The sequence below is a fragment of the Sphingobacterium sp. UBA7855 genome (assembly GCA_002500745.1).
In the GTDB taxonomy this organism is placed as follows: Bacteria; Bacteroidota; Bacteroidia; order Sphingobacteriales; family Sphingobacteriaceae; genus Sphingobacterium.
The window spans coordinates 96,471-121,746 of the sequence record DLST01000020.1; the positions used below are offsets into that span (position 1 = coordinate 96,471).

The window sequence follows — 25,276 nt, forward strand, 5'->3', positions numbered from 1 at the left end:
TAGTCAATCAGTCGTCTTACGTGCAAATAATAAAAACTTTATACCTATGAAAGAATTTGCATTAATTTTTAGATTAAAGGAAATTGCAGACTTCAAACCTTCTCCTGAACAAATGCATGAGAAAACATATAGCGCATTTTAGTACAATTATTCATAAATATAAATTATCTTTTCCATACTTTTGCTGGTGTATGAACTCCCCGAACGAAGGCCCATTTGATAATTCCTTTAGTACTGAATTAATTATTCAGGCTTTAGCTTCCTCGCCTGCACCTACCGCTATATATTCCGGCGAAAATATGATTATCCGTTTTGCAAATGCTGGCATGTTAGCACTCTGGGGCAAAGAATCTTCTGTTATCGGCAAACCGTTAATGGAAGCGATTCCCGAACTTGAGGGCCAGCCGTTTCTAAAACTGCTACAAGAAGTGTGGCATACCGGAAAAACGTATGCTGTATCTGAGGCGCCCGCTGTACTGATCAAAAACGGAAAGGAAACCCTGAATTATTTTGATTACGAATATAGAGCGCTTGTTGACCAAGATCAAAAAACATGGTGTATCTTAAATACTGCTCTCGAAGTAACTTCGCGTAGGGAATTTCTGCGGCAGATAAAGCAGAAAGAAGAAATAGAGCAGGCACTCAATGAGGAAATGGCTGCTACACTTGAGGAACTTACTGCCACTAATGAAGAACTCAATAGCTATATAAAGCAGCTTGCAGATAGTCGGGAGTATATCCGAGCAATCATAGCGCAGGCACCTGTCGGTATTGCCATGTTGAACGGTCCCGAACATCTCATTGAAATTGCCAATCCTGCAATTCTCGAGATTTGGGGTCGCAAGGAGTCAGAATTAATCGGATTTCCTCATGAAAGTGCGCGGCCAGAGCTACAGGGACAGCCCGTTAACGAATGGATTAAACACGTATATAGAACCGGAGAGCCTAAAATTAATACAGAATTCTCGGTAAAACTGTTGCACAAAGATGGCTTGAGAGAAGCGATCGTAAATTCTATCTATCAGCCTATATTTTCAGGAGATGGCCATATTTCCGGTGTACTTATCATCCTAGAAGAAATTACCCAACAGTTTTTGGAAAAAAGGCGGAATGAGAATAATCAGCAGATGCTCGCACTAGCTATAGAAGCTGGTGAGCTCGCTACATTCTACTACCAAATTGCTACAAATAATTTTTCGGGGAACTCCATGCTCAAGACTTGGTTTGGCCTTTCAAGTTATGAAAATGCAGATCTTCAAGAAGCCTTATCAGTCATTTTACCAGAGGATATGGATCGTGTGATGGCAGCAATTCAATACGCAATTAGCCCTGAATCCAATGGTCATTATTTTGTGGAATATAGGATTAAAAATAAGATTGATAAAAAAATAAGGCTTCTTCAGGCAAATGGAAGAGTATTTTATGATCAAAATGGGAATCCATTAAGTTTAAATGGTACACTTAGGGATGTGACAGAGCAAAAGAAAGAGGAACAGCGTAAGGATGATTTTATGGGTATGGTCAGTCATGAGCTAAAGACACCACTAACATCGCTTAAAGCTTATCTGCAAATGTTACAGCAAATGGACTTTCATACAAAGGAAGCTGCACCTCAAAATATGCTTGGGAAATCTATAAAGCAAGTTGATTATATGACCAGTATGATTAATGGCTTTCTCAACGTATCGCGGTTGGAATCGGGTATGATGTATATGGATAAAAAAGTTTTTGATTTCAAGTTGTTGTTTTCAGAAATTGAAGAAGAGATTCGCTTCACTGTCAAAACTCATAATTTTATTTTTAAATCTTCTGGGCCTGTGAATTTATATGCTGACCGAGAAAAGATAGCACAGGTGATACATAACCTGATTGGCAATGCCATAAAATATTCTGCTGTGGGGTCAACGATAATTACCGATTATGTAGTGGATGATAAAAATATCAATATTAGTATTCGAGATCATGGAAAAGGAATCCCATTTGATGACCAGGAACGAATATTTGAACGTTATTATCGGGTGAAGGAAATTAGCAGTGGTGGAACAGCGGGGCTGGGTATCGGACTCTATCTATGTAAAGAAATAGTAGAACTCCATGATGGAACTATACGCGTAGAGAGTGTTCAAAATGAAGGTAGCGCCTTTTCCTTCTGCCTGCCACTCCCGTTAAGCGCAGTTGCATTATAATCTCCAGCCAGTCTTATGCCTGGACTGCGATCAATTGAGCAACCTTTGAAATAACATCGTTTATATCAAATGGTTTGCTCATAAAATCATCAGCGCTGTGTGGATCGTCAGTTTTTATAATTTTAGCGTGAGCACTCATCAATAATACTGGCACTTTAGATGTTATTGGGTCGCATTTAAGTTCTCGACACACCTCGGTTCCGAGTCCATCAGGCAACATCACGTCAAGCATAAATAAATCCGGCTGAACAGCCATTTCTCTACAATTGAACTCCTTTACACTTGAAAAGGTTACGACATTATAATTTTGTGATGATAAAAGAAGTTCAAGCACTTCCTGTATACCAACCTCATCTTCTAGAATAAAAACAGTTTTCATATTTTATTTTAATGAACCCTAAATTGACAGCACAAACTGTCTTAAATAACCAATCGAAGGCGGGTCAAATAGTTCATGATACCTAAACAAAAACTGTGCAAGTTATCGTGTATGATAAATTTCTTTTAAGAAATTACAATTGAAGGTCGCATCAGGTCTCCAAACTTTAAAATTTATCAGCTCGTAACTTGCACAGCTGGATATTATTCATGCTATCAATGAACCTACAATCCCGATCAGTCATTTAAGGTTACATCCTACTTAACTTGGAGAATAGATCGTTTATGACTAAAATTCTCCAGACTGAACTTACCATGATATTTACCCATTCCAGAATTGCCTACTCCACCGAAAGGGAGATAATGAGATCCCACGTGAATCAATGTACTGTTAATTTCGGCATCACCGCTTGTTGTTCGTGCAATCACATCGTCTGCAAATTTTTGATCTTCCGAAAACACATAAAGCGCCAAAGGTTTTGGTCTACTGTTAATTTCATTTAAAGCTTCGTCTATATTAGTATAAGTGAGGATAGGTAATATTGGGCCAAATATTTCCTGTTGCATCACATCATCCTCCCAACTTATATTCGTCATAAGTGTAGCTTCGAAATGACGTGTATCAAGATCGTATTTACCCCCATAGATCACTTTATCTGACGCTGCAGCTAAATAAGAAGCTAAGTTTTTGATCTGATGCTGACTGACAATCTTCCCTATTTTTCCTAATGATTTGTCTTCGTAAGTTACGCTCAAATACGACTTAAATCGGTCTATAAATTCGTCTTTGATAGATTCATGAACATAGACATAATCAGGGGCAACGCAGGTCTGTCCGCAATTAATCCACTTACCTGAAGAAATACGCTGAACAGCTTTTTCTAGGTCAGCATCGTGATGAACGATCGTTGGAGATTTCCCTCCTAATTCTAATGTTAGCGGTATAAGCTGCTCAGCGGCAGCTTTCATGACGATCTTACCAACCTTTGGACTTCCAGTGAAAAAGATGTAGTCAAACGGAAGAGTTAACAAAAAGCTATTTTCTTCGATAGAACCCTGAAATACAGCAACGTAATTTTCATCAAACGCTTCTTTTACGATATCTTCAATAACCTGTGCAACATGTGGTGTGTTTTCAGATGGTTTTATCACAGCCGTGTTACCCGACATCAGGGCGCCGATGAGCGGGCTGAAAGTCAACTGAACAGGATAGTTGAATGGACCGATAATGTAATTCACTCCATAGGGCTCGTAAATGTATTTACTAATGACATCAGCTCCTGAAGTATGTAATTTTGATTTAACAAAAGTTGGTTTTACCCATTCTTCCATATTCTGGATCATATCATCAAGTTCATTGAGTACAATTTGAACTTCGGCATATTCTGCTTCCTCCCTGCTTTTCCCGAGATCGATATTTAAAGCCTCACAGATTGCGTCAGTATAGCTCGCAAAGACCTTGCGGAAATTTTGCAATTGCATTTTGCGAAACATAATTTCCTTCGTAGTCTGCGTTCTGAAAAAGTCTTTTTGTTTTTCAAATACGTTTTTTATCTTATTTTGAATTTCAGTGCTCATTTTATTATTATTTTTCCCACCTTCAAAAATTTTGTCTAGCAACGGTAAGGTGGGTGCATTTGACTAATTTGATATTAAGTAGTGTTGCTGTGCCGTTAAATGACAAAAGGCAGTATAAACTGCCTTTTATAGTATATTATTATTTTTTTAGAAGTGTAATAAGCTTCTCCGCAACAGCTTCTGAAGATGCAGGATTCTGTCCAGTGATAAGAAGACCATCTTCTACCACATGCACACCCCAGTCTTCTGTTTTGGTATAATGACCGCCTAATTTTTTCAACTCATCCTCTACAAGAAATGGGACTACCTCAGTGAGTTTGACAGCAGCTTCTTCACTATTCGAAAAACCAGTTACGTTTTTATCTTTAACAAATGCTTTACCATTTTCGAATTTTACATTTTTAAAGACACCGGGTGCGTGACACACAGCGCCTACAGGTTTTTTGCCGTTATAAAAATCAAGAATCAACTGTTGGGAATCGCTATCATTTGCCAGATCCCAAAGCGGCCCATGACCTCCCGGATAAAATACGGCATCAAAATCGCTTGCTTTTTGATTACTCAATTTTTCGGTATTTGCAATAATACGCTGTACTTCCTCATCCTTATAGTATCTTTCAGTCGCCGCCGTCTGTGCATCTGGAACCTCGCTATTTGGATCGACTGGAGCCTGTCCGCCCTTTGGAGTGGCAACGGTTATTGCAAAGCCAGCATCCTTAAACGAATAATAGGGAGCAGCGAATTCTTCCACCCAAAATCCCGTCTTATGTCCTGTATTTCCCAAATCATCATGGGAAGTAACTACAAATAGTACTTTCATGTTTTTTATATTTAGTGATTTTAATTTGTATCAAATGTTAAAATATCTCTCGCAGAGCATTAAGAAATAACCATTAATTATAAAGCAACCTCGAAGATCAAATTAGATCAGCCCAGTTCCTGTCTTAATCATCTAGATCAAAGTTACAACTAAAACTATATTGTGCAAAATATACTATTGAAATACATATATCTTGACTTTAGTTTTACGATATGTTTCAATACCTGCTTGAAAAGTATAGTTTAATACGCTTTCCCTTTTAATAACACCAAATATTACAAAATGGTTGGAATCTATTGATCAAATTTAAAAACCGGTAAAATTATACAGGCACGAAAACAAAACTAATTCGCACGTTTTGTAAAATCTCAATAGCGTAGAGGATTGATATTTTTGCAGCATTACTTACAACATAAAAATAGAAGCCAATAAACAAAAACTATTAGTCATGCTAAAACAACCTTTTAAATCCTTTTTGATTTTTACACCCTTGCTATCACTTTTCTCTTGCTCCAAAGAAAAAGAAATAATAATAAATAACAGCTCATTAGAACTGACGTTCGACAATCGGGTTGGTAACGAGGATTTCAATATCAATAAGACCTATAACATCGATGGAGAAAATTACACATTTGATAGCTTTAGATATTGGATCAGCAATATAAAGCTGGAGACTCAGGACGGCTCTTGGTATGAAATTCCAAATGCGTATTACCTGATTGAAGAAACTGGCGAGGTAACAGTACAGGATGGCCAATATGTTTACCCCGCCAATAAACGGGAAACTATCGTATTGAATAACATTCCAAAAAACACCTATAAATCCATATCTTTTGCTGTAGGTGTAGACGAAAAACGGAACAACAATCTCAGCGATGCCATTGGTGAACTATCAACCATGAAAGGTATGACCAACGTATCCTGGATGTGGCATACGAGTTATATATTCAGTAGTATCAAAGGGATGGTAGTAGATAAAACATCAAAAGTACTCAAAATAGAGACCGGACTGAACGAAAACTACCGGACAATTACTGTGAAAAAAGATATCAACCTTACACAAGAGGACAAAGAAATAATAAAATTTGAGGGAGATGTAGTGACTATCCTTCAGGCAGTAGATAGCTGGAATAATCCTGCTGTGGCAGCATCAACTCCAAAGCTGATGGAAATAGTAGCAGACGCCTTCAAAAACAACTTCTTTAAATTAAAATAAAATGACTTTTACAATCAAACAGTTATTCGCTGTAACCCTTACAGGCTCTGCCCTATTTGTAGGCTGCTCAAAAGACGAAAAAACGACCGTAGTCCCCCATGAACGTGAGCCAATCTGTATACTTCAAGACTACTCGTCCAAATGGTTTATGGGTGATCGTGAAGGAAAACTGATAACAACCAAATTTAAGAACGATGCCGATAACAGGATAATCATTGGTTCAGTCGACAGCAATCCTATGTCATTCGAATACTATAATGATAAAATTATTATAAAATATTTTGTTTTTGAGGAGCCTTATGTATCTATCGATGAGTACAAACTTAATAATAAGGGTCATGCGATAAGCATGACCAGAAAAATGCACTCTTATAAGGATACTGAATTAAAAACCTATATGGAACTGACTTTTGACTATGATCAGAATGATCAACTCAAAGCAATCAAAGAAGGCGACAAGCAGGTGCTGCTCACATACCAAAATGGAAACTTGGTCAATGTGACTGACGGAATAGCCGGAGGAAGCTTTTCATTGACGTACAATACAGACAAACCATACAAAGCTACGCCCCTATTTACCTTATCACCGTTTTATCACATTCAAACATTAATCAATCGAATACCGCAACCTGTCAACCAGACTTTACCATGGGGAATTCTGTACGCTGGTGGATACCTTGGCAAACAGGTGAAAAATCAAATCACAAGTATTGGATCTTATCATTTTGAGTACACAACTGATCAGGACGATAAAATTTTGCATCTAAAGGAAATCAATACACAGGAAAGCATTGATTCAACCGTTTACAATTTCAATTACCTGTGCAAATAAGCCCTAAGTAGTAAGTTTTATTCATCGTTTGCCAATAGAAGTCCCATGACAGCAATGCCAATGGGACTTTTTTATTATACAAATACTTCTAATAGGCTTGAATAGTAAAACTAAATGCACGAAAACCGAAACGTAAAGGCGATAACGACTTGGTACTTTTGAAAAAACCATTTCAATAAAAAATGAAAAATTTTTCAATAATTTTACCTGATCCTTCCTTCTTCTATGGAATTTATTATGAACAATATGATCTAAAAGTAATCTACAATAGATTTGTAATAGCATTAGGAAATGCTTTTACCTCCGATGCTCCAATATTCAATCCAGAAAAGTACCGGCGAACATTCAAAATCAAGGAAATTCTAAAAGATAATGCATCTTTTACAGATAAAGACGCGCTTTTCTCCATCAATACCTAGACGGGAGTAATATCACTCAAGAAAAACGGTAGCCTTGATGCAGGAGAATACAAATTAAAAATTGAAACGACGGCTAATAATGGTCTAACTGCAAGTACGGATTTCACCCTGGTGATGTCGCCACAATAGCAAAAAATTGATTCGATCAGTAGGCGAATGAGCTAAATTCTGGCCTACTGTCGAATCGAGGTTACGTAAATCTTAATATAATCCTTTGATGAACTGATAGTTTTTCTCTAGTTCTTCACCTTTGGATCTGAGGGAATTATCTTTTATCATGTAGAGGTATAGGCTCGAAATATGGATACCCTGGAATACCACAACTAATGTTGAGAATAAGCCGGAGAGCACGCCCAGCCATAGCTGAGGTTGATTATTGAGATACCATGTCCATCCGAATGCAAACAATAGATATAAATCCATAAGATACAGCCATGATAAATGCGCTTTGGAAACTTTAAACTTGCTCATTGTTAATTTGTTTTTAAGAGTTCGATCAGAATATAAATTACCTGCCCCAAGACCACTGCTATCAGCAGCATATCGAGAAGCCTATTTTTTTTGCGGTTCAATTCCTTAGATTGCATCATTATATTTATTTGAAGGATAGTATATATTTGGCTATTTCGCTCAGATCTTCTTCTGAAAGCTGCGGAAATCCAGGCATTTGCGGAAAATCGGCTCTTTTCTTACCAGGTGCTTTAATCCACGCTTTCAAACCTCTCTCATTGGAACTATAAATCGTAGCCATTTCTGAAACAGGAGGCCCTACCAAACGTTGTTTCTCCTTGTGGCAGCTGGCACAGTTCTGCTTGAATAGTGCAGCACCTTTGGCTAAATCTCCTAAAGATGAATCTACTGCAAGCAAAGCATTATCATCAATCGGGTGTTCGCGGGCTTCTTTGCTGAGCTTTTCAAACGCGGCTGTTTTAGCGTGCATCAATTGTCGGTGCTTGTCTAGGGCCTGCTCCCGATACATCTGTCGGCTTCCGCCGTAAATCAATATGAAGATCAATATACTGGTCGCAATCTTCCAAAATTGCGCATCGGCAACCGATTCACTTTCCGCTGATAATGCTTTCCACGAAAACCATAAGGCAATCAACAAAGCGACCCCACCACAGACCATAAGTTCAATTACTTCGAAGTTGATTCCTTTGGAAGGGAGACTCAGCATCACGATCAAGCCAAATACCAACTGCAGTCCTAGACCAACCATTGTAATATAATAACCCAACCGTTTTAATCCACTGCGGTCCATATTCAGATAAATCCGCTCCACAGGATAAGAAATGCGGCCGTTATACCAGACAATAAATATGCCTGTTACCGTGAGGCAAGCTCCAATAAACTCCACATAACGCGGTAGCACATTGGGCAGCATGAGCGCGCTCAGAAAACCCTTTACATAAGCCCAACGCTCGGGGAACAACATTAAATTAACATTTGTCAAAAAGATTGTTGGAATAATCAGAAAGATCAAAACTGCCAAAGCTATAATACTTATATGCAGGTATTTATAATTGGCAAGCGCAAGCCAGGTATATTTATGCAGATAGGTCAACAGGAAAGCAATTGTAACTAATGGAATGATCATAAGCCATGCTAAGCCTGTCAGTGCATTGGCGGAATAAAAATAGACCGTATATAAGGTATTAATACTTAATAAAGGGGCTACCCCCAATACCACTGCCATACTCTTGTTGACAGTTACGGTCTTGGCTACTTCATAAGCAAATGTATCGTACTCTTTATTTTTTAGACCCTTTATTTCTGCCCAAAGGGTAAGTATACTTCCCCCAACCATCAACTTGACGAAGATGATATGGAGCAGAAACGATACGATCAACAAAGTAACGAGCAACCACTCAGGTAGAGGAAGGTCTAAGGGCAAATCTCTTGGTACAGGTGTAGTAGCTGCCTGTAATAGGTATGAATTCATGTTTAAAATCTCTCTTAAATTATTTTTTTGAAACTAATACGGTGTCACCATAGGTCTTAGAAGCTTGCTCCAGGCTCTGCTTAGGATTAACTACAACGCCTTCTGACTGTGCGCCCTGAAGCGGTTCACCGCTCGCCTGCAATTCTTTAATGTAGGCCACCAGAGCATCCAGTTCTTTTTTATTGCCCGGAAATGGAGGCATAAATGTTCTTCCCTGATGCATATTGGGAATATAGGAGGCCATAGATTCTTCGTCCAGCGGTTTGCCTTTGCCGTACATTTTTTCAAACACATCGACAATGGAATTGATTCCATTGCTCGTATGGCAGCGGCTGCAGGTTAGCATGAACACATTTTTGCCCGCTTCGATTTTGTTCGTTTCGGTCACTTCATTTACACTGGTGTAGGTAGCGTGCTGAAGTATACCATCTTTTTTATAAAGAGGATAGTCCTCTTCACAAAGTAGATTGGAATACATGTATCCGCCAATAACATAAGGCTTACGAATAAATTCGCGAACACGTTCGAAGATGCCTAGAAAGCCAAAGACGAATAGACAGGGAATAAGGACGACCGCAAAATTCACCTTTTTAGGCTTCAAGATCGCCCATACGGCAAGCAGTATTGATAAAGAAGTGGACCCCACAATGAAAAATTTGAGAATATCATAATACTCCGAGAAATCCATGGAGCCCACCGCTGTACTCATATTCGCTTTCATCGCATCGGGCATGGCATGCCAGTAATAAATTGCTCCTACCAACGCTAATGGCGTCCATCCAAGGATCCATTTTCCGCCTAAACGCACTACCTGTTCGCGAAGCTGGGAACCTTTTTGGGTGAATAGGGTTGTCAGCAACATGCCAAATACTCCACCCATCAGCATGGCAACAGGGGTCCTGAATAAAAGCTGTGGAATATAAATCGGATTGGTGAAACCATTAAATAGACTTTTGTGTGTATTCCAATTGCCCGGGTCCATCATAAAACTTAATATCGAAACGATGATAACCATCGTAATCCAAGAGGCTACACTCAAAAATGCACCAAACCGAACATGCTTGAGCTTGGCGCGTAAAGTCTTATTTGCATTCTCCCAGGTCAAATAGTAAATCGAAATAAGGATAACTTCAGTCACAAAAACCATCCATTCGGTAAACCAGGCCCAATAAAATACACGTATCAAACTGCCTATCGAACTTGGGCTTACCAGTGCTACGGTAAACCAGATACCCACCCCCGTCATTGCCCCTATTGTAGTGGTAATGATGAACCCTACCTTCATCTTATTGTGTATAAGCCTGTCCCACTGCCAGTCCGCAATCTGTTCTTTGCCCCCACGTTGTACTCCTTTAAATTCAAGCCAGGTTATATAGGGTATAAATCCTACAGCCAATCCGTGATTAATCATTACGTGTATTATCGCTACTGCAGCGATTAAAAATCGGTCATTCAACCAATCTAAATGAAACATTGGAAAATCCATCTCTTATCCTTTTTTACAAAGTTCCGAATGTAGCTGCATTATAAAGAGAAATAACAGTTCCGATGCATTTGATATTTACCGAAAGGACTTCAATAAACAGAAGAATAGTTTTAGTTTTTCGCCCTATCACCATAGAAACTAAAAAAAGCCTTTTCCATCAATCGGAAAAAGGCTTGGAACAGTTTAATTTATATACTACTGCTTGCGCCGAAACTCTTCGGGACTGACCCCTTTTTTAGCTTTAAAAAATGTAATAAAATACGGCACATTATCAAAACCGAGCTCAAAAGCGATTTCTTTTACTGTCTTAAAGGTGTGAAAAAGTAAGCGTTCTGCTTCAAGTAAAATCCGGTCCCGTATAATACTACCACAGCTTGCCGAGCGTTTTTCACGGCAGATACGATTGAGGTAGTTTACAGATATGTTAAGCCGGTCAGCATAAAATGATGGAAAGCGGCTCACTTTATAATTTTCATTCACTAATGATTCGAAAAGACTGATCTTTTCTTCTTTTTCATCCATCTGAGCGTAAACTGAATCATTTGCCATATTTCGCCCTAGTATCTGTAAAAGGATGCTCAAATAATTGCGCAGGACACCTTTTGATCCCATCCTTAAGGACTTAAACTCCTCTTGCATCAGTTTTACCAGATTTCGGCATCGATATATTTCATCTTCCGTAAGGACATAACCTTTGATTGCATTTACCTTCAGAAAATTGAAATGCTGAAGTGTGTCTGTATTATATCGCTGCATAAGAAACGCTTCTGTAAAAAGTATTACACAACCTTCAACGGATACGTTGTGCTGGAAACTACACACGCAATTGGAATTAAGACTAATCATTTCATTGGGTTCAACAGTATAGATAGTTTTGTCTGCTACCATTAACAGATTGCCCCGCGTCAACAAGAGCAAACTGAAAAATGAGCGTGAATGCAGTGTGTTTTGGTTACCTCTGGCATGTAAAAATTGCGCTATTGGCATAATCACGATTCCGCTTGAAGTGGAATCAATATCTTCTAATCTTAAAAAATCTAGTTTTTCTTTTCGTATAACCATTGTCTCATATTTAATTTAAAAAAATAAAATGGGCCAAAGGCTATACGATAGGAGGTTTAAATATGGAAGTGCTTACACCGGCACAAAGCGGAAAAGCATCCAGGTTGTAATAAGAAATAGGAAGAGCTTCCACAACAGGACAATAAAGGTAGAAATTTGCGATATGCTGCGCAAAGACGAGCGTTTCTATACTCTTCATTTTGGCGAGTACATCATTGGCCTGTTGCTCCTGAGCTGACCTTTCACTGAGGTAACAAAAACCCTTGCAGGTGGCTGCAGGATTATACCGATAGACACATAAATTTTGTTCAATATAACTTCGGTTAGTCTCAAAACCTATATATACCCACAGCAGATTTGTTGCCTGTAAGCAAATAGCCCAGGCCATCATGGTACAAAACAACAATCTGATTTTGCGGGTTTTCATCAGTAAACTTATTTTGAGGCGCTATTACGTTCTCTCAAATATTCCAAAATAGCTCTGGCTTCTTCTTGCTGAAGTCCTAAGCTAATCATCGGCGAACTGAAATCTTTGCTCAGCGCTATTGCATCGGCATCTTTTTCAAGCATAGTGGCTGGATCCAGCATCATATTCATAATCCATTCCGGTGTACGGCGCTTTACAACGCCATCCAACGATGGTCCCACTAAAGTGCGCTCAAAATTGTGGCACATGGCACATTTGGAAACAAAGAGCTCTACACCTTTATTGGCTAGCTGTGCATCAAATGCTTTGTGTTCGATATTGGCAATAGGCCCCACTCCTTTGGATCCATCTGATTTAAAATCTAATATCACAGTCTCCGTAGAGGTAGCCGATTCATTTGACGGTGTATTACCGCCACTTTCTTTCTTCTTTTCTCCATTTCCCCCGCAGGCGATCATTCCGATGATACCGAGACAGGAAAGGATTACGTTGATTCGTTTGTTCATCTCTCTTTTATGTTATGGTGATTAAAAACTATAGGAAATATGTGTGAGCCAGCGGCCGCCTGACTTAGCACGTCCGTCAGCAAGATCCTGAGACAATAAAGTCTGATAGTTGGCTCCTACGCTAATTTTACCCATATTGACTTCCACTCCGCCTATTCCGGCTAGGCTATAGCCTCCCGATTGAGCCACATCATATCGTGCCATAGTGACATCCTTAGGCTGTGTCTCGTACCCCACCCCTAAGTTGGGCGAAACACGGACTTTATCTTTTATATTGAATTTGTAGTATACTAATGAATTGACAGAAAACTTATTCGCATAACGATAATCGTACTTGTTCTCTGTATTCATCTTATAGCTTACATTGGTATTCAATCCAAGGTCCATAATACGGATGTCGTAAGCCAGATTGATCATAAAATCTGTGCTGGCTGTACCCAGCTGGAAATTGTTTGGTTCATCCTGACTAGCAGATGATCGTTGGGAATTGTCATACTTACCTGTCGGCGCTTTTATTCCCGCACCTACCCAAAGGGAATGGTTAAACATCTTGTTGGAGCTGGTTCCCCCCATCTCTTCAAAGATTTTGTAATAGCCATAAACGACCACATCGCCAAGGCCATTCATTTTGCCAATATCACCGCTTCCTGGAATCTTGCGTTCATTGAAATTGTATGGCACGATGGCCATGACACGCCATCGGCTCCCAAAGTTCCATGCTCCCCAGAGTTCCATTGTCTGATAGGTCTCGTCCGCACTTATCGGCGTCCGATTGCCAGTTGGCCCCAAATGAGTCTGCAAAGTTTTGTATTGATAACGTACACCCACAAAACGCTTATTAAACTGGGGCAGTATACCCAAGTAATAGCTGCCTACCCCGCAACCACAGATATCACATGCCCATGATGACAGGGGGAATAGGGCCATAGCCAGAGCGAATAGTTTTATATTTATTCTCATTATCTTTAATTTTAATTCACCACGAAACCCGTATTTCCAGGTTCTCCTAACATTTTGTTGTTTACGAAAGAGGCATCATTTAATGTTTTCAGGAATGCCAATAGATTGGCTTTTTCTTCTTCTGTCATGGTAATGCCCAAAGTACCATCGGCTTTCCGGAATCCCGGATCCAGAGTTTTTGAATCAACCATACCATTACGATAGTGCTCCAATACACGATCCAAAGTCAAGAATCGGCCATCATGCATATAAGGACCTGTATAGGATAGGTTGCGCAGGCTTGGTGTCTTGAATTTATAGCGATCATTGTGATTCAAGGTAACGGTATCCCTGCCGATATCGTTGGCATGGTTTGGTGACAATCCATTGTTATGATAGTCACGATCGGTAAATAAAGTTTCTGTGTGACAACGAGCGCAGTTATTTTGGTAAAAGAGGTAGCCTTTTTTTTCAGCATCTGTAAAAGAAGCTCCGTTTTCCTTGCGCATGACCTGATCATACTTTGAATTGGCACTAATGGCCATAAGCATAAATTGGGAAAGCGCCTTAAAGAACCGCTCGTCTGTAATCCCCTCGCTACCGAAGGCTTTCTTGAACCGTTGCTGATAATCTGAATCTTTGCGCAGTTTGCTTAGGACATTGCTCACTGACTCGTCCATCTCCACAGGATTTGTAATTGCATTAACCGGCGACATATCTAAATCGAAAACACCACCATCCCAAAAGAATTCCTTTTGCCAGGCCATATTGAAAATCGGCATCGGATTACGTATCCCCAACCTATCATCGATCCCATGGCTCACATCGTGCCCATGGTGAGTAAATGCCGCTGAAAGGATATGACAACTCCCGCAGGCAATGGTATTGTTGCGGGACAAACGTGGTTCATAAAAAAGCTGGCGCCCCAACTCGAACACCTCGGATGTGATGGGATTACGCTCAAACTTATAAACGGGATCCGGAAAATTACCCGGACGTACAAAGCCGGGAAATATATCCTCCACAATATCATCTGCTTTATGGCAGGCCCAGACCAGGGCTAAGACGAGTGAAAAAACAATAAACTTTTTCATAGTTACAATTCAGATTCGCTTTTTACGAAGTTTTCGGTATGGTCATGGGTAAACAAGGAGGTAAAGTTATTGGCGATATTCTGACTGAATTCGCTAAACATGACATTTGGATGCTGCACAATGGAAAATGTGTAAGGCCCATTGAACACTTTCATCACATCAACGAACAAATGCACATTGCTTCGCAAGCCTTCGCGGACCTGGGCGATGCCAGCCTGATTTAAATCCATACTGATCTCCTTTATATTATTGAGTGTAGGTGCTTTGGGATTGTAACCTCCATATCCACCAATATGATATTTAAACTGTTTATTTCCCGTTGGATCCCCTTGCTGATCGTCCGATATTGCATCACAATACCCCTCCAGCTTAAAGAAAATATAACCCTGATTCCATCCCCAGTACATTCCGTCATGCCCCTCTTCAGGATTAAAGGACAACACACCTTGCCTTGCTTCCGTTGGCATGGTACTACGTGCGCTATCAACCCCGATGATAAATTTGACTTTATTATAGTCCCCCTCAGGAACCTCAACTTTTGCAAACCGTGTAGCTTTATCCGAACCCTCTATAAAAAAGTAACTTTTTTCCTGTGGAACCACATATTCACTGCCGTCTGCTTTGTAGAGCTTAATGTTGCTGATATAATACCGTAGTATTTTGATCCGAAAAGTTTCACCCTTCGCATTTCTATACGCACGGGGATTAAATCCTAATGTTTCATCGCCAACGATATTGTCAAATTCGATGGAGAACACTCCTTTTTTTGTATCATCTGGTGCTGGTGCGTCTTTTTTGCTACAGCCGCTAACAAAGACGAGTGTCATTGCCAAGATGAATACCGAAATACTAAATTGAATCGTTTTCATATTTTTTTATTATTATGTTATCCTTTAATGTCTTACCTAGGATCAGCATACTTCGCTTCTGATAGGAGTTTCTCGTCGGTAAGGCTCATTAAAAATGCTTTCACCGCTTCTACCTCCTTGTCTGACAGCAGTATGCCCGCATTACCGTTACCCTGAAAAAGCAATTGGTCTGTATATATTGTGTTTTTTATTCCTGATCGATAATGTTTTAATACTTCATCAATGGTTGAAAAGCGCCCGTCATGCATATACGGCGCGCTAACCATAATGTTGCGTAAAGAAGGCGTTTTGTATGCGCCCAAATCTTTAATGTCGTAGCTGATGCGATATCTGCCTTTGTAGACCCAATCTTTGGAATCATCACTAAAATCCGCATCAATACCATTATTGTGATATTTATTGTCGGTGAACAGTTCCGAAGAGTGGCAACCTCCACATTTTGACTGTACCAGCTGCATACCCAATAGCTCCTTTTCACTGAAGTTGACCTGTCTGTCACCCCTTTTGTAGCGGTCATATTTTGAATTAGCGGATATGATTGTACGCTGAAATTGTGCCAGTGCTTTGACTACCCCAGCGGCAGTGGGACTCTCCCCAAATGCTTTTCGAAAAAGATTGACATATGAGGGATTCACCATCAACCGGTCGACCATTTCGGGAAAGTATAATCCCATTTCATCTTCGTGCGTCAAAGGCCCGAAGGCTTGCGACTCTAAATTTTTGGATCCACCATCCCAGAATAGGCCATTATTGGCCCAGGCCAAATTGAACAATGCAGGAGAATGGCGATCAAGGGCTTTTCCCGAAATACCAAGATTGGAAAGTATCATGCCATCCGAGAACGCACGATCCTGATGATGGCAGCTCGCGCAGGAAACTGTCATCGTCGAGGACAGCAAGGGTTCATAAAACAGGCGTCGTCCCAGTTCGACACCTGCCTTTGTGAGGGGATTGTCGGGCGTTGCACTTGGCGGTGGAAAATTTGCGGGCACTTCCAGTACGTAAGAGTTATTATCTTCCGATTCGACCGGTGCTACGGTTTCCTTCTGACAGGAAAGCATTATATTGGCCAACAATAAAAAATTAAAATGCAATACCCTCATGTTTTTTGACATTGACATCCCCTCTGATCTTATTTTGTTTTGGAATCGGTACCCTTAAAAACTATTGCCTTGGAAAGGAACGTATCGCGCAAGCCTTTCATCAGATCTTTTGTTGTCTGACTGATGGTATTATTGGCCCACGGATAAGGGGTGGTTGACAAAAGCTCCTTCACATCGACGTTAAAATTGATATTTGAAGTTGTAGTACCGCTGATTTCAATATTTTTATCAAATGTCACTTCTTTCTCAGCACCAGTATACAGATCATTGGAACCGATATCCCACAACAAGGTTTTTTTGTTCGGATTGCCATCTGCCCAATAGATATTTCCTTTCAGGTTCAAGAATTTGTAACTTGTAAACCACATCCATCCGTCATCAAATCCCATTCCGTTCAATACGCCGAGTTCACCCGTCGTCAATGAGAAGTTATCATTATATTTAGGTTCTACGCCAATCGAAAATTTGATACTTTTATACTGTCCTACCGGAATATTTTTGAGCTGGATTTCTTCTCTTTTTGTTGCGGGGTATACATCATTAGAATGATCAACCACCAATTCATCGGTTTCCTCTACCAGATAATATGAATTTGGTACCAGGATTTCCTGCCCGGTAGCATTGATCAATTTCACATTGCTTACCCAATAGCGAAATCTGTTAAAATCAAATTGAAGATTGTAAGTGCCGCTTTCGTTGGTCAGCTTGTAATCATATTTTTTGTTCAGTTCAAAATCCTGATCGCCAAATCTTGTGTCAAAGTTGAGTGTAGCAGCCCCTTGACTATCGGAATAGATTTCTTTGACAACTTCTTTCTCGCAAGATGAGAAACCAAGACCTGTAACTGCGGTCAATAAAAAGATTAGATTTTTTTTCATTTTAATAATTTGTTTGATGTGAGTTGTTTGTAAAATTATTGCAAAACTGCCAGCTATTTGGAGTTGAAAAAACAGCCGATTATTACGATAATTCCATATTTATAATTACTATTTGATTACCTGAACAAGATATTTGATGTCATCCTGATTCGCTGTCTTACCATCTTTCCACAGTTCAACGATGATTTCCCATTCTCCGGCCATGGAAAAGTTGACTTCGCCTTCATAGTAGCCATTTCCTATCCCTTCAGCATCCTTATTACCCGAAGAGCCGTGTCCCATAGATGGCATATTTGTTTTGAGCTTGATGACGTATCCATCAAATGGTGGAAAATTATGGTGCTCCATCTTACTTATCAAAAACTTGATGGGAAGCTGTCCTCGCTTAACCGTGTCAGGCAGCAGGTTGGATATAAATACGCGACTATCATCCCGGGTACCTGAGCTCATGGTCCGCATTTTCTTTGCTGCTGATACCGGAAGTTTAATGGCCACGGTATCTTTTTTATTCTCCCTTTCCAAGAGGGTATACAGATGCCAGCCTGGCCCCATATCCGGGGTATCGGCCATGATAAACACCATTGCCCCCCGGTACCAGCCCTCGCCTAAAGCAACAGGATGTTCAAAGGGCCCTCCATGTTTCATCATTCCCATATCCATCTGTGGGTAATAGTCAAGGGATGAACTATTGTAAGGTTTGCCATCTTTGTCCTTTACCTGTAAATAAACGGTATGATACTTATTGTCCAGTTTAGCATCAGCATAAACTTTAAATGTCAGACCATTGCATGTAGTATCAGAGATCGGAATAAGTTCGGATTCGCTGGGAATGGATGGTGCTACGGAATACTTGGCACCAGTATGTTTTTTGGCGTTATTTTCAGACGAACAAGCAATCGCCAATAAGGCAATTGAAAATGCTACGGTTAGTTTGAAAATAAGTTTTGATATATTCATTTAATTGATTTTTTATTATCCTTAATTCAGTAGAAGCTGGATATCGGCTATAATTTTTGAAATTGAATCTGTTTTTGTACCATCATACACTGCCCTGACCCGAAAAGCAGTATCTACAAGTGTAAAAGCACCGCTATGATCGAATCCTCCCGGAGCATTCGGGTCTTCCTGCGCAAATGAGAAATAACCGCCAGCGCCAGCGAACTTGTACACCGCGGCTTTTGGGCCGTTAAGAAAAAGCCAATTGGATGGTGCTCCGAGTTCTGCCGCATAACGCTTCAAGACATAGGGGCTGTCGTATTTTGGGTCTACAGTGTGCGATACAATGACAACCCGGGGTTCATTGGCAAAGTGTTTTGCTATTTGAAGCAAATTACGGGAAGTGACGGGACAGATCGTGGGACAACGCGTGAAAAAGAAATCGGCCAGATAGATTTTTCCTTTCAATGTATTTTTAGACACGATGTTGCTATCCTGATCTATTAAAGTGAAATCGGGAATTGTATGGTATAGGGTATCTATAACTTCAGTTCCGCTCCTATCCGTTTTAGTGATCACGCTTTCGCCTAAAATGGGTAAGCGCTCAGAAATGGATAATGGTAAACATGCTATAAATTGGCATGCAATACACGAAAACAGGGTCACAGATATTCCTAAGCGGAAATATGTGCTCATGATAAGTTGATTTAGTTACTATCTACAATCGGAATTGAAAAAGCTATTGCATTGTATAGCCCATCGATTACCGCATGCTATCAAATAATATAAACCAATGGGGGACGGAAAATTGTAAAGGTAGGATTGTAGGTATAATTTTGTTTGTATTCTGGGTATGACAAATCTATATTATCGTCGCTACTTATGGATGTTATATCAAAAGAAAAATTATGGGAGTTGTCAATAAAGACCACGTCAATAATACGAGATTCAAGATTCTTTTGTTCTTTTTCTTCATGTTCGCGCATTTTCTTCATCAGTACACATTGACCCCGGCAAGAAAGTGCCTTTTCATTGAAGCGATTCACACATTCATTGCGCGCGATATAATCTCTATTCAATTCAAATACAGACCATAGCCATACGTTTGAGAAACTCTGTAAGAGCATCAAAGGCAATAAAATCCATATGAATTGTTTCGCTTTCATGTTTAGTTAATTCGCCAAATATAAAAATGATAGTTGAAATAAGCAACAAGCAAGAAAAATAAATTACTTAACGCATATGCTCACTTTAATATTTACATCTGTATAACAGTGAGTTAAAAAGGGATGTAACAAATAACAATGATTATGAAACACAACTGTATTTTAATTTTAAAATGTTATCACGACATTTAAATCCAACAAAGGGCTATTGTTTCGACTTATTTCGAATGAAATACCCTAAACCAATTATAAATACCATTTATATTATGAAAAATCCAAATCAAGGAATGAGTATTGCTGTGCGTCAATTTCATCCATCAGTCCAATTTTTGACAACCTTTGAACATCTACTGCGAGGTGCCAAGCCAAAAATTTCTTTCCTATTCTTTAAACGTAACAATTGATTTAAAAACTAGAACGAAATCAATAGTCTTTTTCAAAAGAGAAAAATTGGAACAATAAACTAACCTCTTTAAATTATGAAAATTCATTTATTAATAATTCTGTATTTGTTCACCTGTCTAGAAGCTTTCAGTCAGAGTACACAGATAACAGGCTCAGTGAAAAATTTGTCAGGTGAGCCGTTGATTGGCGTTACGGTGGGAATAGAGAATTCCAGTACCGTAACCAAAACAAACAATGATGGCTTCTATACCATAAAGGCTCCAAAAAATGCACACCTTAACTTTTCGAGCGTAGGTTATCAATCCATTACAGTCGCTATTTCAAATCGTAGAACGATTGACGTTATCCTGCAAGAAGACACCAAGAAAATTGACGAAGTTATTGTAAACGTTGGGTATGGTACAATGAAGAAAAGTGACCTTACAGGTGCTGTGTCGTCAATTTCGGCAGAGAGTATACAACAATCTGTACCCACTACAATAGATCAAGTATTTCAGGGGCGTATAGCGGGGTTACAAATGTCATCCAACTCTGGCCTTCCTGGAGGCGGAAGCTCTGTTCAGATTCGGGGAATTAACTCAATCAACAGTACCAATGAGCCTATTTACGTTGTAGATGGAGTTATTATGAGTGGACAGACTGGTAATAACGACGTGAATGCACTGGCAGGGATCAATCCGAATGACATTGAAAGTATCGAGGTGCTTAAAGATGCATCTGCTTCCGCAATTTATGGTGCTCAGGGTGCAAATGGTGTCATTATAATCACGATGAAAAAGGGTAAAAATGCGCGCCCTATCATCAGTTTCAATGCAAAATATGGTCTTGAAGAGCTCCCAAAAAAGATAGAAATGATGAATCTCAGGGAGTATGCCGTACACCACAACGCGTTTTCCAATGTGCTTGGTTATGGCTTTCGGACTGATTTTGCGCACCCTGAGTATTTAGGTGAAGGAACAAATTGGCAAGATGAGCTCTATCGGGTGGGAAAACTACAAACGTATGATGTTGCTGTAAGAGGTGGCACCAAGATCTCCAATTATGCAGTATCTGCAGGTTATCTTGATCAAGATGGTATCATATATGGGGCAGGCTTCAAAAGATTTACTTTCCGACTAAACCAAGAGACCGAATTGCGCCCCTGGCTAAAGATGGGTGCTGTACTGAATGCAAATTATACTAAACAGGCTACTGCTGTTTCAGCATGGAGTGTTGTAGGAAGCTCCTTGCTCCAAACACCATCTATACCTGTACGCAACGCCGATGGTACATTTGGTGGCCCCTCGTCGGAGTATGATGCCAATAATCTAGGCTTTGCAAACCCATTGGCGATTGCGCAGCTCAACCAACGTAATCGGACCCAATTCGGAGGAAGAGGTAATTTCTACCTGGAATTTAAACCGACGACATGGATGAATTTTAGATCCGAACTCACCGGGGAAGGTAATACAAATAATTATCAGCAGTTTTTGCCGGCTTATACATTCGGGGCTTCGATTAAATCAAACGCTGAAACGAGACATGAAAAGTCCTTCAATACGTTCTGGTCGCTGAAAAACCTTCTAAATTTTAACAAGGATTTTGGCACAAAACATAAGACAACATTTATGCTCGGAAATGAAGTCATTGCCACACGTTATGAATTTTTAATGGGTGAGCGGCAATACGGTTCAAGTGAACTGCCAGGTTTAGACGCTGGCGACGCGGAATATGATTCGAATGCCGGAAACTCAAACGAAACCAAAAGGGTTTCTTTCCTTGCAAGAGGTACATATAATTATGATGATAGATATCTTTTTACCGCAACATTTCGCCGTGATGGATCGCATAACTTTGCTAGAGGCCATAGATGGGGAAATTTTCCTTCAGCAGCGCTGGCGTGGCGGGTATCCCAGGAGCGGTTCTTCGCTCCTCTGAAAAATACAATCGATGACCTCAAATTTAGAGTGAGCTATGGAGCTGTTGGCAATGCCAATGTTGACGCATTTGCTTACCAAGCCATTTTGGCCAATGCCCTCACAAATAACTGGGGCATCGGATATTCGACTTCAAATATTCCGAACGAGTTTATAACATGGGAAACAACAAAGTCATGGAATATAGGTTTAGATCTAAGCTTTTTAAAACGCCGTATCGAACTAGTTTTTGATGCTTACAATAAAATCACAGACGATCTTCTTTTGCGGCTGTCGTTGCCCTCATTTACCGGAACACGTGGCAATACCCCTGGCTCGGCAGCCCCACCTTATTATAATATTGGTGCAATTCAAAATAAAGGAATTGAGTTTTCTCTCAATACACATAACGTCAAAAAACCTGATTTTAATTGGCGAAGCGGACTCGTATTTACCCTCAATAGAAATAAGGTAACGCGGATGAATACCAGTACAGCAACAATTCAGCAAATTGATTATTCTAATGGAACAAATATCATCACACAAACGATGCAGGGTCGGCCTATTTCGCAATTTTACGGATATAAGCAGATTGGCCGAATTAATTCTGCCGCAGACTATTTAAATGACAACGGTAACGGCACCAGTACGGTAATTACAGCAACTTTTAAGAATAGAATTGGAGATATCGTGAATAATGAAGGTTTAGCAACCTCCACCTATGTAGGCGACATCCTTTATGCAGATCTAAATCAGGACGGGATCATCAACGATGCTGACATGGCATTGATCGGAAGCCCATTGCCTAAATTTACGTTTGGTCTGAACAATACATTTAATTACAAAAACTTTGATTTCACGCTATTTCTAAACGGATCATTCGGCCATAAGATCTTTAATATTCTCCGAACATCTCTAGACAATCCCAGAACGTACAGCAACGTTCGAAAAGGGGTAGCCAATTATGCTCAAATTGGTTACTACGATGGCAATGCAGAAAATACAAACGTTTGGAACGCTTATGTGCTACCCGGCTCAGACCCTGAATTAGGCAGAATATCGGTCAGAGACGCTCAAAATAGTATCTTTAGTGATCGTTTTGTAGAAGATGGAACGTTCTTAAGGGTACAGAATATTGCATTGGGTTATCGTTTTCCTACAAAATTCTTATCAAAATATAATATCAATACTATTCGGGTATATTCCAATTTACAGAATGTGTTCATCTTCACAAAATATAAAGGCTACACGCCCGAAGTAGGCTCTAGCTCGGGTCAGAGTATGCTTCGCTACGGCGTAGACGGTGGATTTGTCCCTTCACCTCGGACGTACACATTGGGTTTAGATATTACTTTTTAATCAATTTGATCATGAAAAAAGCATTTTATTATATCTCTTTGGCCTGTGCCGCTTTATTAGGCTTTTCCAGCTGCGAAAAATACCTCGATGTAACATCAGAAACACAGAAACAAGCTAATGAATCGTTTAAAAATATCGCTGACCTCCGTGGTGCCACAGCGTTTCTGTACTGTCGTCCATGGTATACCACCAACACCTCACTTCGGGAAATCACCGAAGCCAGAGCGGGGAATCTGTATGTCGATGGAGTCACCGGCGAACTGATTACCACGGCTTTGTTCTCTGAAGTTGCCAATTACAATAGCATCGCGAACTCCTGGGCATCACTATATCTTGTCATTACACAAGCGGATTACATTATCAATGATTATGTAAAGACAGCGATCGCAAATGGTGTAAACGAAACGGAAGCAAAAGCATGTGAAGCTGAAGCCCGTTTTATGCGTGCAACCGCTTATTGGTATCTTGCCAATCTTTGGCATGATGTGCCTATTATAGACGATCCTAGAAACCATACGTTAAATCCGCTAACTCCGCCAAATCGCTTTGAAGATGTGGTACAATATGCCATTAATGATCTACTATTTGCGGCCGAACATCTTAAAGATACCGATACAAAAGGTCGGGTCACCAAAGATAGCGCACGCGGTATGCTGGCGCGGTTGTACCTCATGGCTGCAAATTACGCCATGGGTAATCATTTTTCAGCTGAATATATAAGCAGGAATAATGGCGGTAGCAACAGCGGATTGGCTGACAATTACTTCGAGCAAGTAAAAAAGCTATGTCAACAAGTAATTGAAGGCGGCTACTACGCTATGTTATCCGATTTTGAACAATTATGGCGAACGCAGAATAATAATAATTCAGAAACTTTGTTTGGAATTCAATTTATACCGGGTATTACAGAATGGGGATATACAAGTCCATTGAACGATCTTGCTTACAACAGAGAATTAACAGGAAACTTGAACGGGGGCGGAGCGATATTCGCCTCTTACGATATGCTAAAGTCTTTCGTTGATGATGGTGCGTTGGCACGCATGCGTGGAAGTGTAGCAGTACCCGGACAAAATTACAATTACATAGGAACACACTTAAGCGCGGGAAGCTGGACGGTGCCTAGTGGAAAGACAAAGGTCAATCTAAAAAAATTCGTCGTCGGAAGCAGTAAAGACACCGATGGTGCCGCCGTTCAGGGCAATACAGGCTTAGTATCGCCCATGCTACGGATGGCGGAAATTTATCTCATGTATGCTGAAGCCGCCCTGGGAAAACAGCAACAGACTGCTGATCCGCTTGCGCTAGCTTATTTTAATAAAGTTCGAGAAAGGGCATTCAGCAAAAATACACAAAATTACGTGGCTACAACAACGGTTACCCGCAATAAATTATTTATGGAAAGGAGACTCGAATTTTTTTATGAAACAATCTATTGGACTGATCTTAAAAGGAGATCTTTCTACGACATGGACTGGATCCTTAACCTTCTTAACAACAAGCTGAAAGATAGTGATGCTGAAACTCCATTTACTAATTATGCTGCTTGGGCTTACACCTATGATCCTCTGCTCTATCCTTCTGGTAAAGGCTGGACAAATTCTCCTCGCGCGCAAAGTGGGTATAAGCCCCAGTCAGTGGTACACAATCTGCCCGCAGGATCTTATGTGCACGCAGTGGGCGCAACATCCAATATTTGGTGTTTGCCCTATCCTTCTGCAGATGTAACAACTGATCCTGAACTGACCTCAGCTCCAGTAAATTATGACTTTAAATAATT

General features: G+C 40.1%; 23 protein-coding genes. 6 read left to right on the top strand and 17 right to left on the bottom strand.

What is annotated here, in order from left to right:
• Window positions 1-191: 191 nt before the first annotated feature.
• Window positions 192-2,186: a PAS domain-containing sensor histidine kinase gene (locus tag B2107_RS19800; protein ID WP_293957477.1), complete on the top strand. Its 1,995-nt coding sequence runs from the start codon at window positions 192-194 to the stop codon at window positions 2,184-2,186.
• Between the two features lie 13 nt (window positions 2,187-2,199).
• Here B2107_RS19800 and B2107_RS19805 read toward each other — a convergent pair whose 3' ends face one another.
• The 3 genes from B2107_RS19805 to B2107_RS19815 form a co-directional block, all read right to left on the bottom strand.
• Window positions 2,200-2,565, bottom strand: a complete 366-nt coding sequence (locus B2107_RS19805; protein ID WP_293957479.1) for a response regulator transcription factor — start codon at window positions 2,563-2,565, stop codon at window positions 2,200-2,202.
• Between the two features lie 257 nt (window positions 2,566-2,822).
• The gene (mdlD, locus tag B2107_RS19810) at window positions 2,823-4,142 is read right to left on the bottom strand and encodes an NAD(P)-dependent benzaldehyde dehydrogenase MdlD (protein ID WP_293957481.1); all 1,320 of its coding nucleotides are present in this window, start codon (window positions 4,140-4,142) and stop codon (window positions 2,823-2,825) included.
• A 139-nt stretch (window positions 4,143-4,281) separates the two neighbouring features.
• Window positions 4,282-4,962: a type 1 glutamine amidotransferase domain-containing protein gene (locus B2107_RS19815; RefSeq protein ID WP_293957483.1), complete on the bottom strand. Its 681-nt coding sequence runs from the start codon at window positions 4,960-4,962 to the stop codon at window positions 4,282-4,284.
• Between the two features lie 448 nt (window positions 4,963-5,410).
• Between B2107_RS19815 and B2107_RS19820 the strand changes: the two genes are divergently transcribed.
• The 3 genes from B2107_RS19820 to B2107_RS19830 all read left to right on the top strand — a co-directional run bounded on the left by B2107_RS19820 (window position 5,411) and on the right by B2107_RS19830 (window position 7,429).
• Entirely contained in the window at window positions 5,411-6,178 is a 768-nt protein-coding gene (locus tag B2107_RS19820; protein WP_293957484.1) for an MbnP family protein, read from the top strand.
• Between the two features lies 1 nt (window position 6,179).
• A complete protein-coding gene (locus B2107_RS19825; protein WP_293957485.1) occupies window positions 6,180-7,010 on the top strand; it encodes a DUF4595 domain-containing protein in 831 nt (276 codons plus the stop codon).
• A gap of 182 nt (window positions 7,011-7,192) precedes the next feature.
• Window positions 7,193-7,429, top strand: a complete 237-nt coding sequence (locus B2107_RS19830; protein WP_293957486.1) for a hypothetical protein — start codon at window positions 7,193-7,195, stop codon at window positions 7,427-7,429.
• Window positions 7,430-7,630: 201 nt separating this feature from the next.
• Here B2107_RS19830 and B2107_RS19835 read toward each other — a convergent pair whose 3' ends face one another.
• From B2107_RS19835 to B2107_RS19900, 14 genes are all read right to left on the bottom strand, one after another.
• Window positions 7,631-7,900: a hypothetical protein gene (locus tag B2107_RS19835; RefSeq protein ID WP_293957487.1), complete on the bottom strand. Its 270-nt coding sequence runs from the start codon at window positions 7,898-7,900 to the stop codon at window positions 7,631-7,633.
• A gap of 124 nt (window positions 7,901-8,024) precedes the next feature.
• A complete protein-coding gene (locus tag B2107_RS19840; RefSeq protein ID WP_293957488.1) occupies window positions 8,025-9,371 on the bottom strand; it encodes a c-type cytochrome in 1,347 nt (448 codons plus the stop codon).
• A 19-nt stretch (window positions 9,372-9,390) separates the two neighbouring features.
• A complete protein-coding gene (locus B2107_RS19845) occupies window positions 9,391-10,857 on the bottom strand; it encodes a c-type cytochrome (protein ID WP_293957489.1) in 1,467 nt (488 codons plus the stop codon).
• 195 nt (window positions 10,858-11,052) lie between these two features.
• Window positions 11,053-11,919, bottom strand: a complete 867-nt coding sequence (locus B2107_RS19850; RefSeq protein ID WP_293957490.1) for a helix-turn-helix transcriptional regulator — start codon at window positions 11,917-11,919, stop codon at window positions 11,053-11,055.
• Window positions 11,920-11,959: 40 nt separating this feature from the next.
• On the bottom strand, window positions 11,960-12,346 hold the full coding sequence (locus B2107_RS19855) for a hypothetical protein (RefSeq protein WP_293957491.1): 387 nt from the start codon (window positions 12,344-12,346) through the stop codon (window positions 11,960-11,962).
• An 8-nt stretch (window positions 12,347-12,354) separates the two neighbouring features.
• Window positions 12,355-12,852 (bottom strand): c-type cytochrome, encoded by a 498-nt coding sequence (locus B2107_RS19860; protein ID WP_293957492.1) that lies wholly within the window; start codon window positions 12,850-12,852, stop codon window positions 12,355-12,357.
• Window positions 12,853-12,873: 21 nt separating this feature from the next.
• Window positions 12,874-13,812, bottom strand: coding sequence for a transporter (locus tag B2107_RS19865; RefSeq protein WP_293957493.1), 939 nt, complete (start codon window positions 13,810-13,812; stop codon window positions 12,874-12,876).
• A gap of 11 nt (window positions 13,813-13,823) precedes the next feature.
• Entirely contained in the window at window positions 13,824-14,885 is a 1,062-nt protein-coding gene (locus B2107_RS19870) for a cytochrome-c peroxidase (RefSeq protein WP_293957494.1), read from the bottom strand.
• A 2-nt stretch (window positions 14,886-14,887) separates the two neighbouring features.
• Window positions 14,888-15,754 (bottom strand): MbnP family protein, encoded by an 867-nt coding sequence (locus B2107_RS19875; protein ID WP_293957495.1) that lies wholly within the window; start codon window positions 15,752-15,754, stop codon window positions 14,888-14,890.
• Between the two features lie 32 nt (window positions 15,755-15,786).
• On the bottom strand, window positions 15,787-16,869 hold the full coding sequence (locus B2107_RS19880) for a cytochrome-c peroxidase (protein WP_293957496.1): 1,083 nt from the start codon (window positions 16,867-16,869) through the stop codon (window positions 15,787-15,789).
• A gap of 17 nt (window positions 16,870-16,886) precedes the next feature.
• Window positions 16,887-17,735: an MbnP family protein gene (locus tag B2107_RS19885; RefSeq protein WP_293957497.1), complete on the bottom strand. Its 849-nt coding sequence runs from the start codon at window positions 17,733-17,735 to the stop codon at window positions 16,887-16,889.
• 108 nt (window positions 17,736-17,843) lie between these two features.
• Window positions 17,844-18,692, bottom strand: coding sequence for a FixH family protein (locus B2107_RS19890; RefSeq protein ID WP_293957498.1), 849 nt, complete (start codon window positions 18,690-18,692; stop codon window positions 17,844-17,846).
• 21 nt (window positions 18,693-18,713) lie between these two features.
• Window positions 18,714-19,367 (bottom strand): SCO family protein, encoded by a 654-nt coding sequence (locus B2107_RS19895; RefSeq protein WP_293957499.1) that lies wholly within the window; start codon window positions 19,365-19,367, stop codon window positions 18,714-18,716.
• 80 nt (window positions 19,368-19,447) lie between these two features.
• Window positions 19,448-19,837, bottom strand: coding sequence for a hypothetical protein (locus B2107_RS19900; protein ID WP_293957500.1), 390 nt, complete (start codon window positions 19,835-19,837; stop codon window positions 19,448-19,450).
• Window positions 19,838-20,316: 479 nt separating this feature from the next.
• On the opposite strand from B2107_RS19900, the gene B2107_RS19905 reads away from it, so the two are divergent.
• Window positions 20,317-23,496: a SusC/RagA family TonB-linked outer membrane protein gene (locus B2107_RS19905; protein ID WP_293957501.1), complete on the top strand. Its 3,180-nt coding sequence runs from the start codon at window positions 20,317-20,319 to the stop codon at window positions 23,494-23,496.
• 11 nt (window positions 23,497-23,507) lie between these two features.
• Window positions 23,508-25,274, top strand: a complete 1,767-nt coding sequence (locus B2107_RS19910; RefSeq protein ID WP_293957502.1) for a RagB/SusD family nutrient uptake outer membrane protein — start codon at window positions 23,508-23,510, stop codon at window positions 25,272-25,274.
• Window positions 25,275-25,276: the final 2 nt, after the last annotated feature.

Coding starts and splice junctions, on each gene's coding strand:
- B2107_RS19800 (WP_293957477.1), top strand. CDS start 192: ATGAACTCCCCGAACGAAGGCCCATTTGATAATTCCTTTAGTACTGAA.
- B2107_RS19805 (WP_293957479.1), bottom strand. CDS start 2,565: ATGAAAACTGTTTTTATTCTAGAAGATGAGGTTGGTATACAGGAAGTG.
- mdlD (WP_293957481.1), bottom strand. CDS start 4,142: ATGAGCACTGAAATTCAAAATAAGATAAAAAACGTATTTGAAAAACAA.
- B2107_RS19815 (WP_293957483.1), bottom strand. CDS start 4,962: ATGAAAGTACTATTTGTAGTTACTTCCCATGATGATTTGGGAAATACA.
- B2107_RS19820 (WP_293957484.1), top strand. CDS start 5,411: ATGCTAAAACAACCTTTTAAATCCTTTTTGATTTTTACACCCTTGCTA.
- B2107_RS19825 (WP_293957485.1), top strand. CDS start 6,180: ATGACTTTTACAATCAAACAGTTATTCGCTGTAACCCTTACAGGCTCT.
- B2107_RS19830 (WP_293957486.1), top strand. CDS start 7,193: ATGAAAAATTTTTCAATAATTTTACCTGATCCTTCCTTCTTCTATGGA.
- B2107_RS19835 (WP_293957487.1), bottom strand. CDS start 7,900: ATGAGCAAGTTTAAAGTTTCCAAAGCGCATTTATCATGGCTGTATCTT.
- B2107_RS19840 (WP_293957488.1), bottom strand. CDS start 9,371: ATGAATTCATACCTATTACAGGCAGCTACTACACCTGTACCAAGAGAT.
- B2107_RS19845 (WP_293957489.1), bottom strand. CDS start 10,857: ATGGATTTTCCAATGTTTCATTTAGATTGGTTGAATGACCGATTTTTA.
- B2107_RS19850 (WP_293957490.1), bottom strand. CDS start 11,919: ATGGTTATACGAAAAGAAAAACTAGATTTTTTAAGATTAGAAGATATT.
- B2107_RS19855 (WP_293957491.1), bottom strand. CDS start 12,346: ATGAAAACCCGCAAAATCAGATTGTTGTTTTGTACCATGATGGCCTGG.
- B2107_RS19860 (WP_293957492.1), bottom strand. CDS start 12,852: ATGAACAAACGAATCAACGTAATCCTTTCCTGTCTCGGTATCATCGGA.
- B2107_RS19865 (WP_293957493.1), bottom strand. CDS start 13,812: ATGAGAATAAATATAAAACTATTCGCTCTGGCTATGGCCCTATTCCCC.
- B2107_RS19870 (WP_293957494.1), bottom strand. CDS start 14,885: ATGAAAAAGTTTATTGTTTTTTCACTCGTCTTAGCCCTGGTCTGGGCC.
- B2107_RS19875 (WP_293957495.1), bottom strand. CDS start 15,754: ATGAAAACGATTCAATTTAGTATTTCGGTATTCATCTTGGCAATGACA.
- B2107_RS19880 (WP_293957496.1), bottom strand. CDS start 16,869: ATGTCAAAAAACATGAGGGTATTGCATTTTAATTTTTTATTGTTGGCC.
- B2107_RS19885 (WP_293957497.1), bottom strand. CDS start 17,735: ATGAAAAAAAATCTAATCTTTTTATTGACCGCAGTTACAGGTCTTGGT.
- B2107_RS19890 (WP_293957498.1), bottom strand. CDS start 18,692: ATGAATATATCAAAACTTATTTTCAAACTAACCGTAGCATTTTCAATT.
- B2107_RS19895 (WP_293957499.1), bottom strand. CDS start 19,367: ATGAGCACATATTTCCGCTTAGGAATATCTGTGACCCTGTTTTCGTGT.
- B2107_RS19900 (WP_293957500.1), bottom strand. CDS start 19,837: ATGAAAGCGAAACAATTCATATGGATTTTATTGCCTTTGATGCTCTTA.
- B2107_RS19905 (WP_293957501.1), top strand. CDS start 20,317: ATGAAAATTCATTTATTAATAATTCTGTATTTGTTCACCTGTCTAGAA.
- B2107_RS19910 (WP_293957502.1), top strand. CDS start 23,508: ATGAAAAAAGCATTTTATTATATCTCTTTGGCCTGTGCCGCTTTATTA.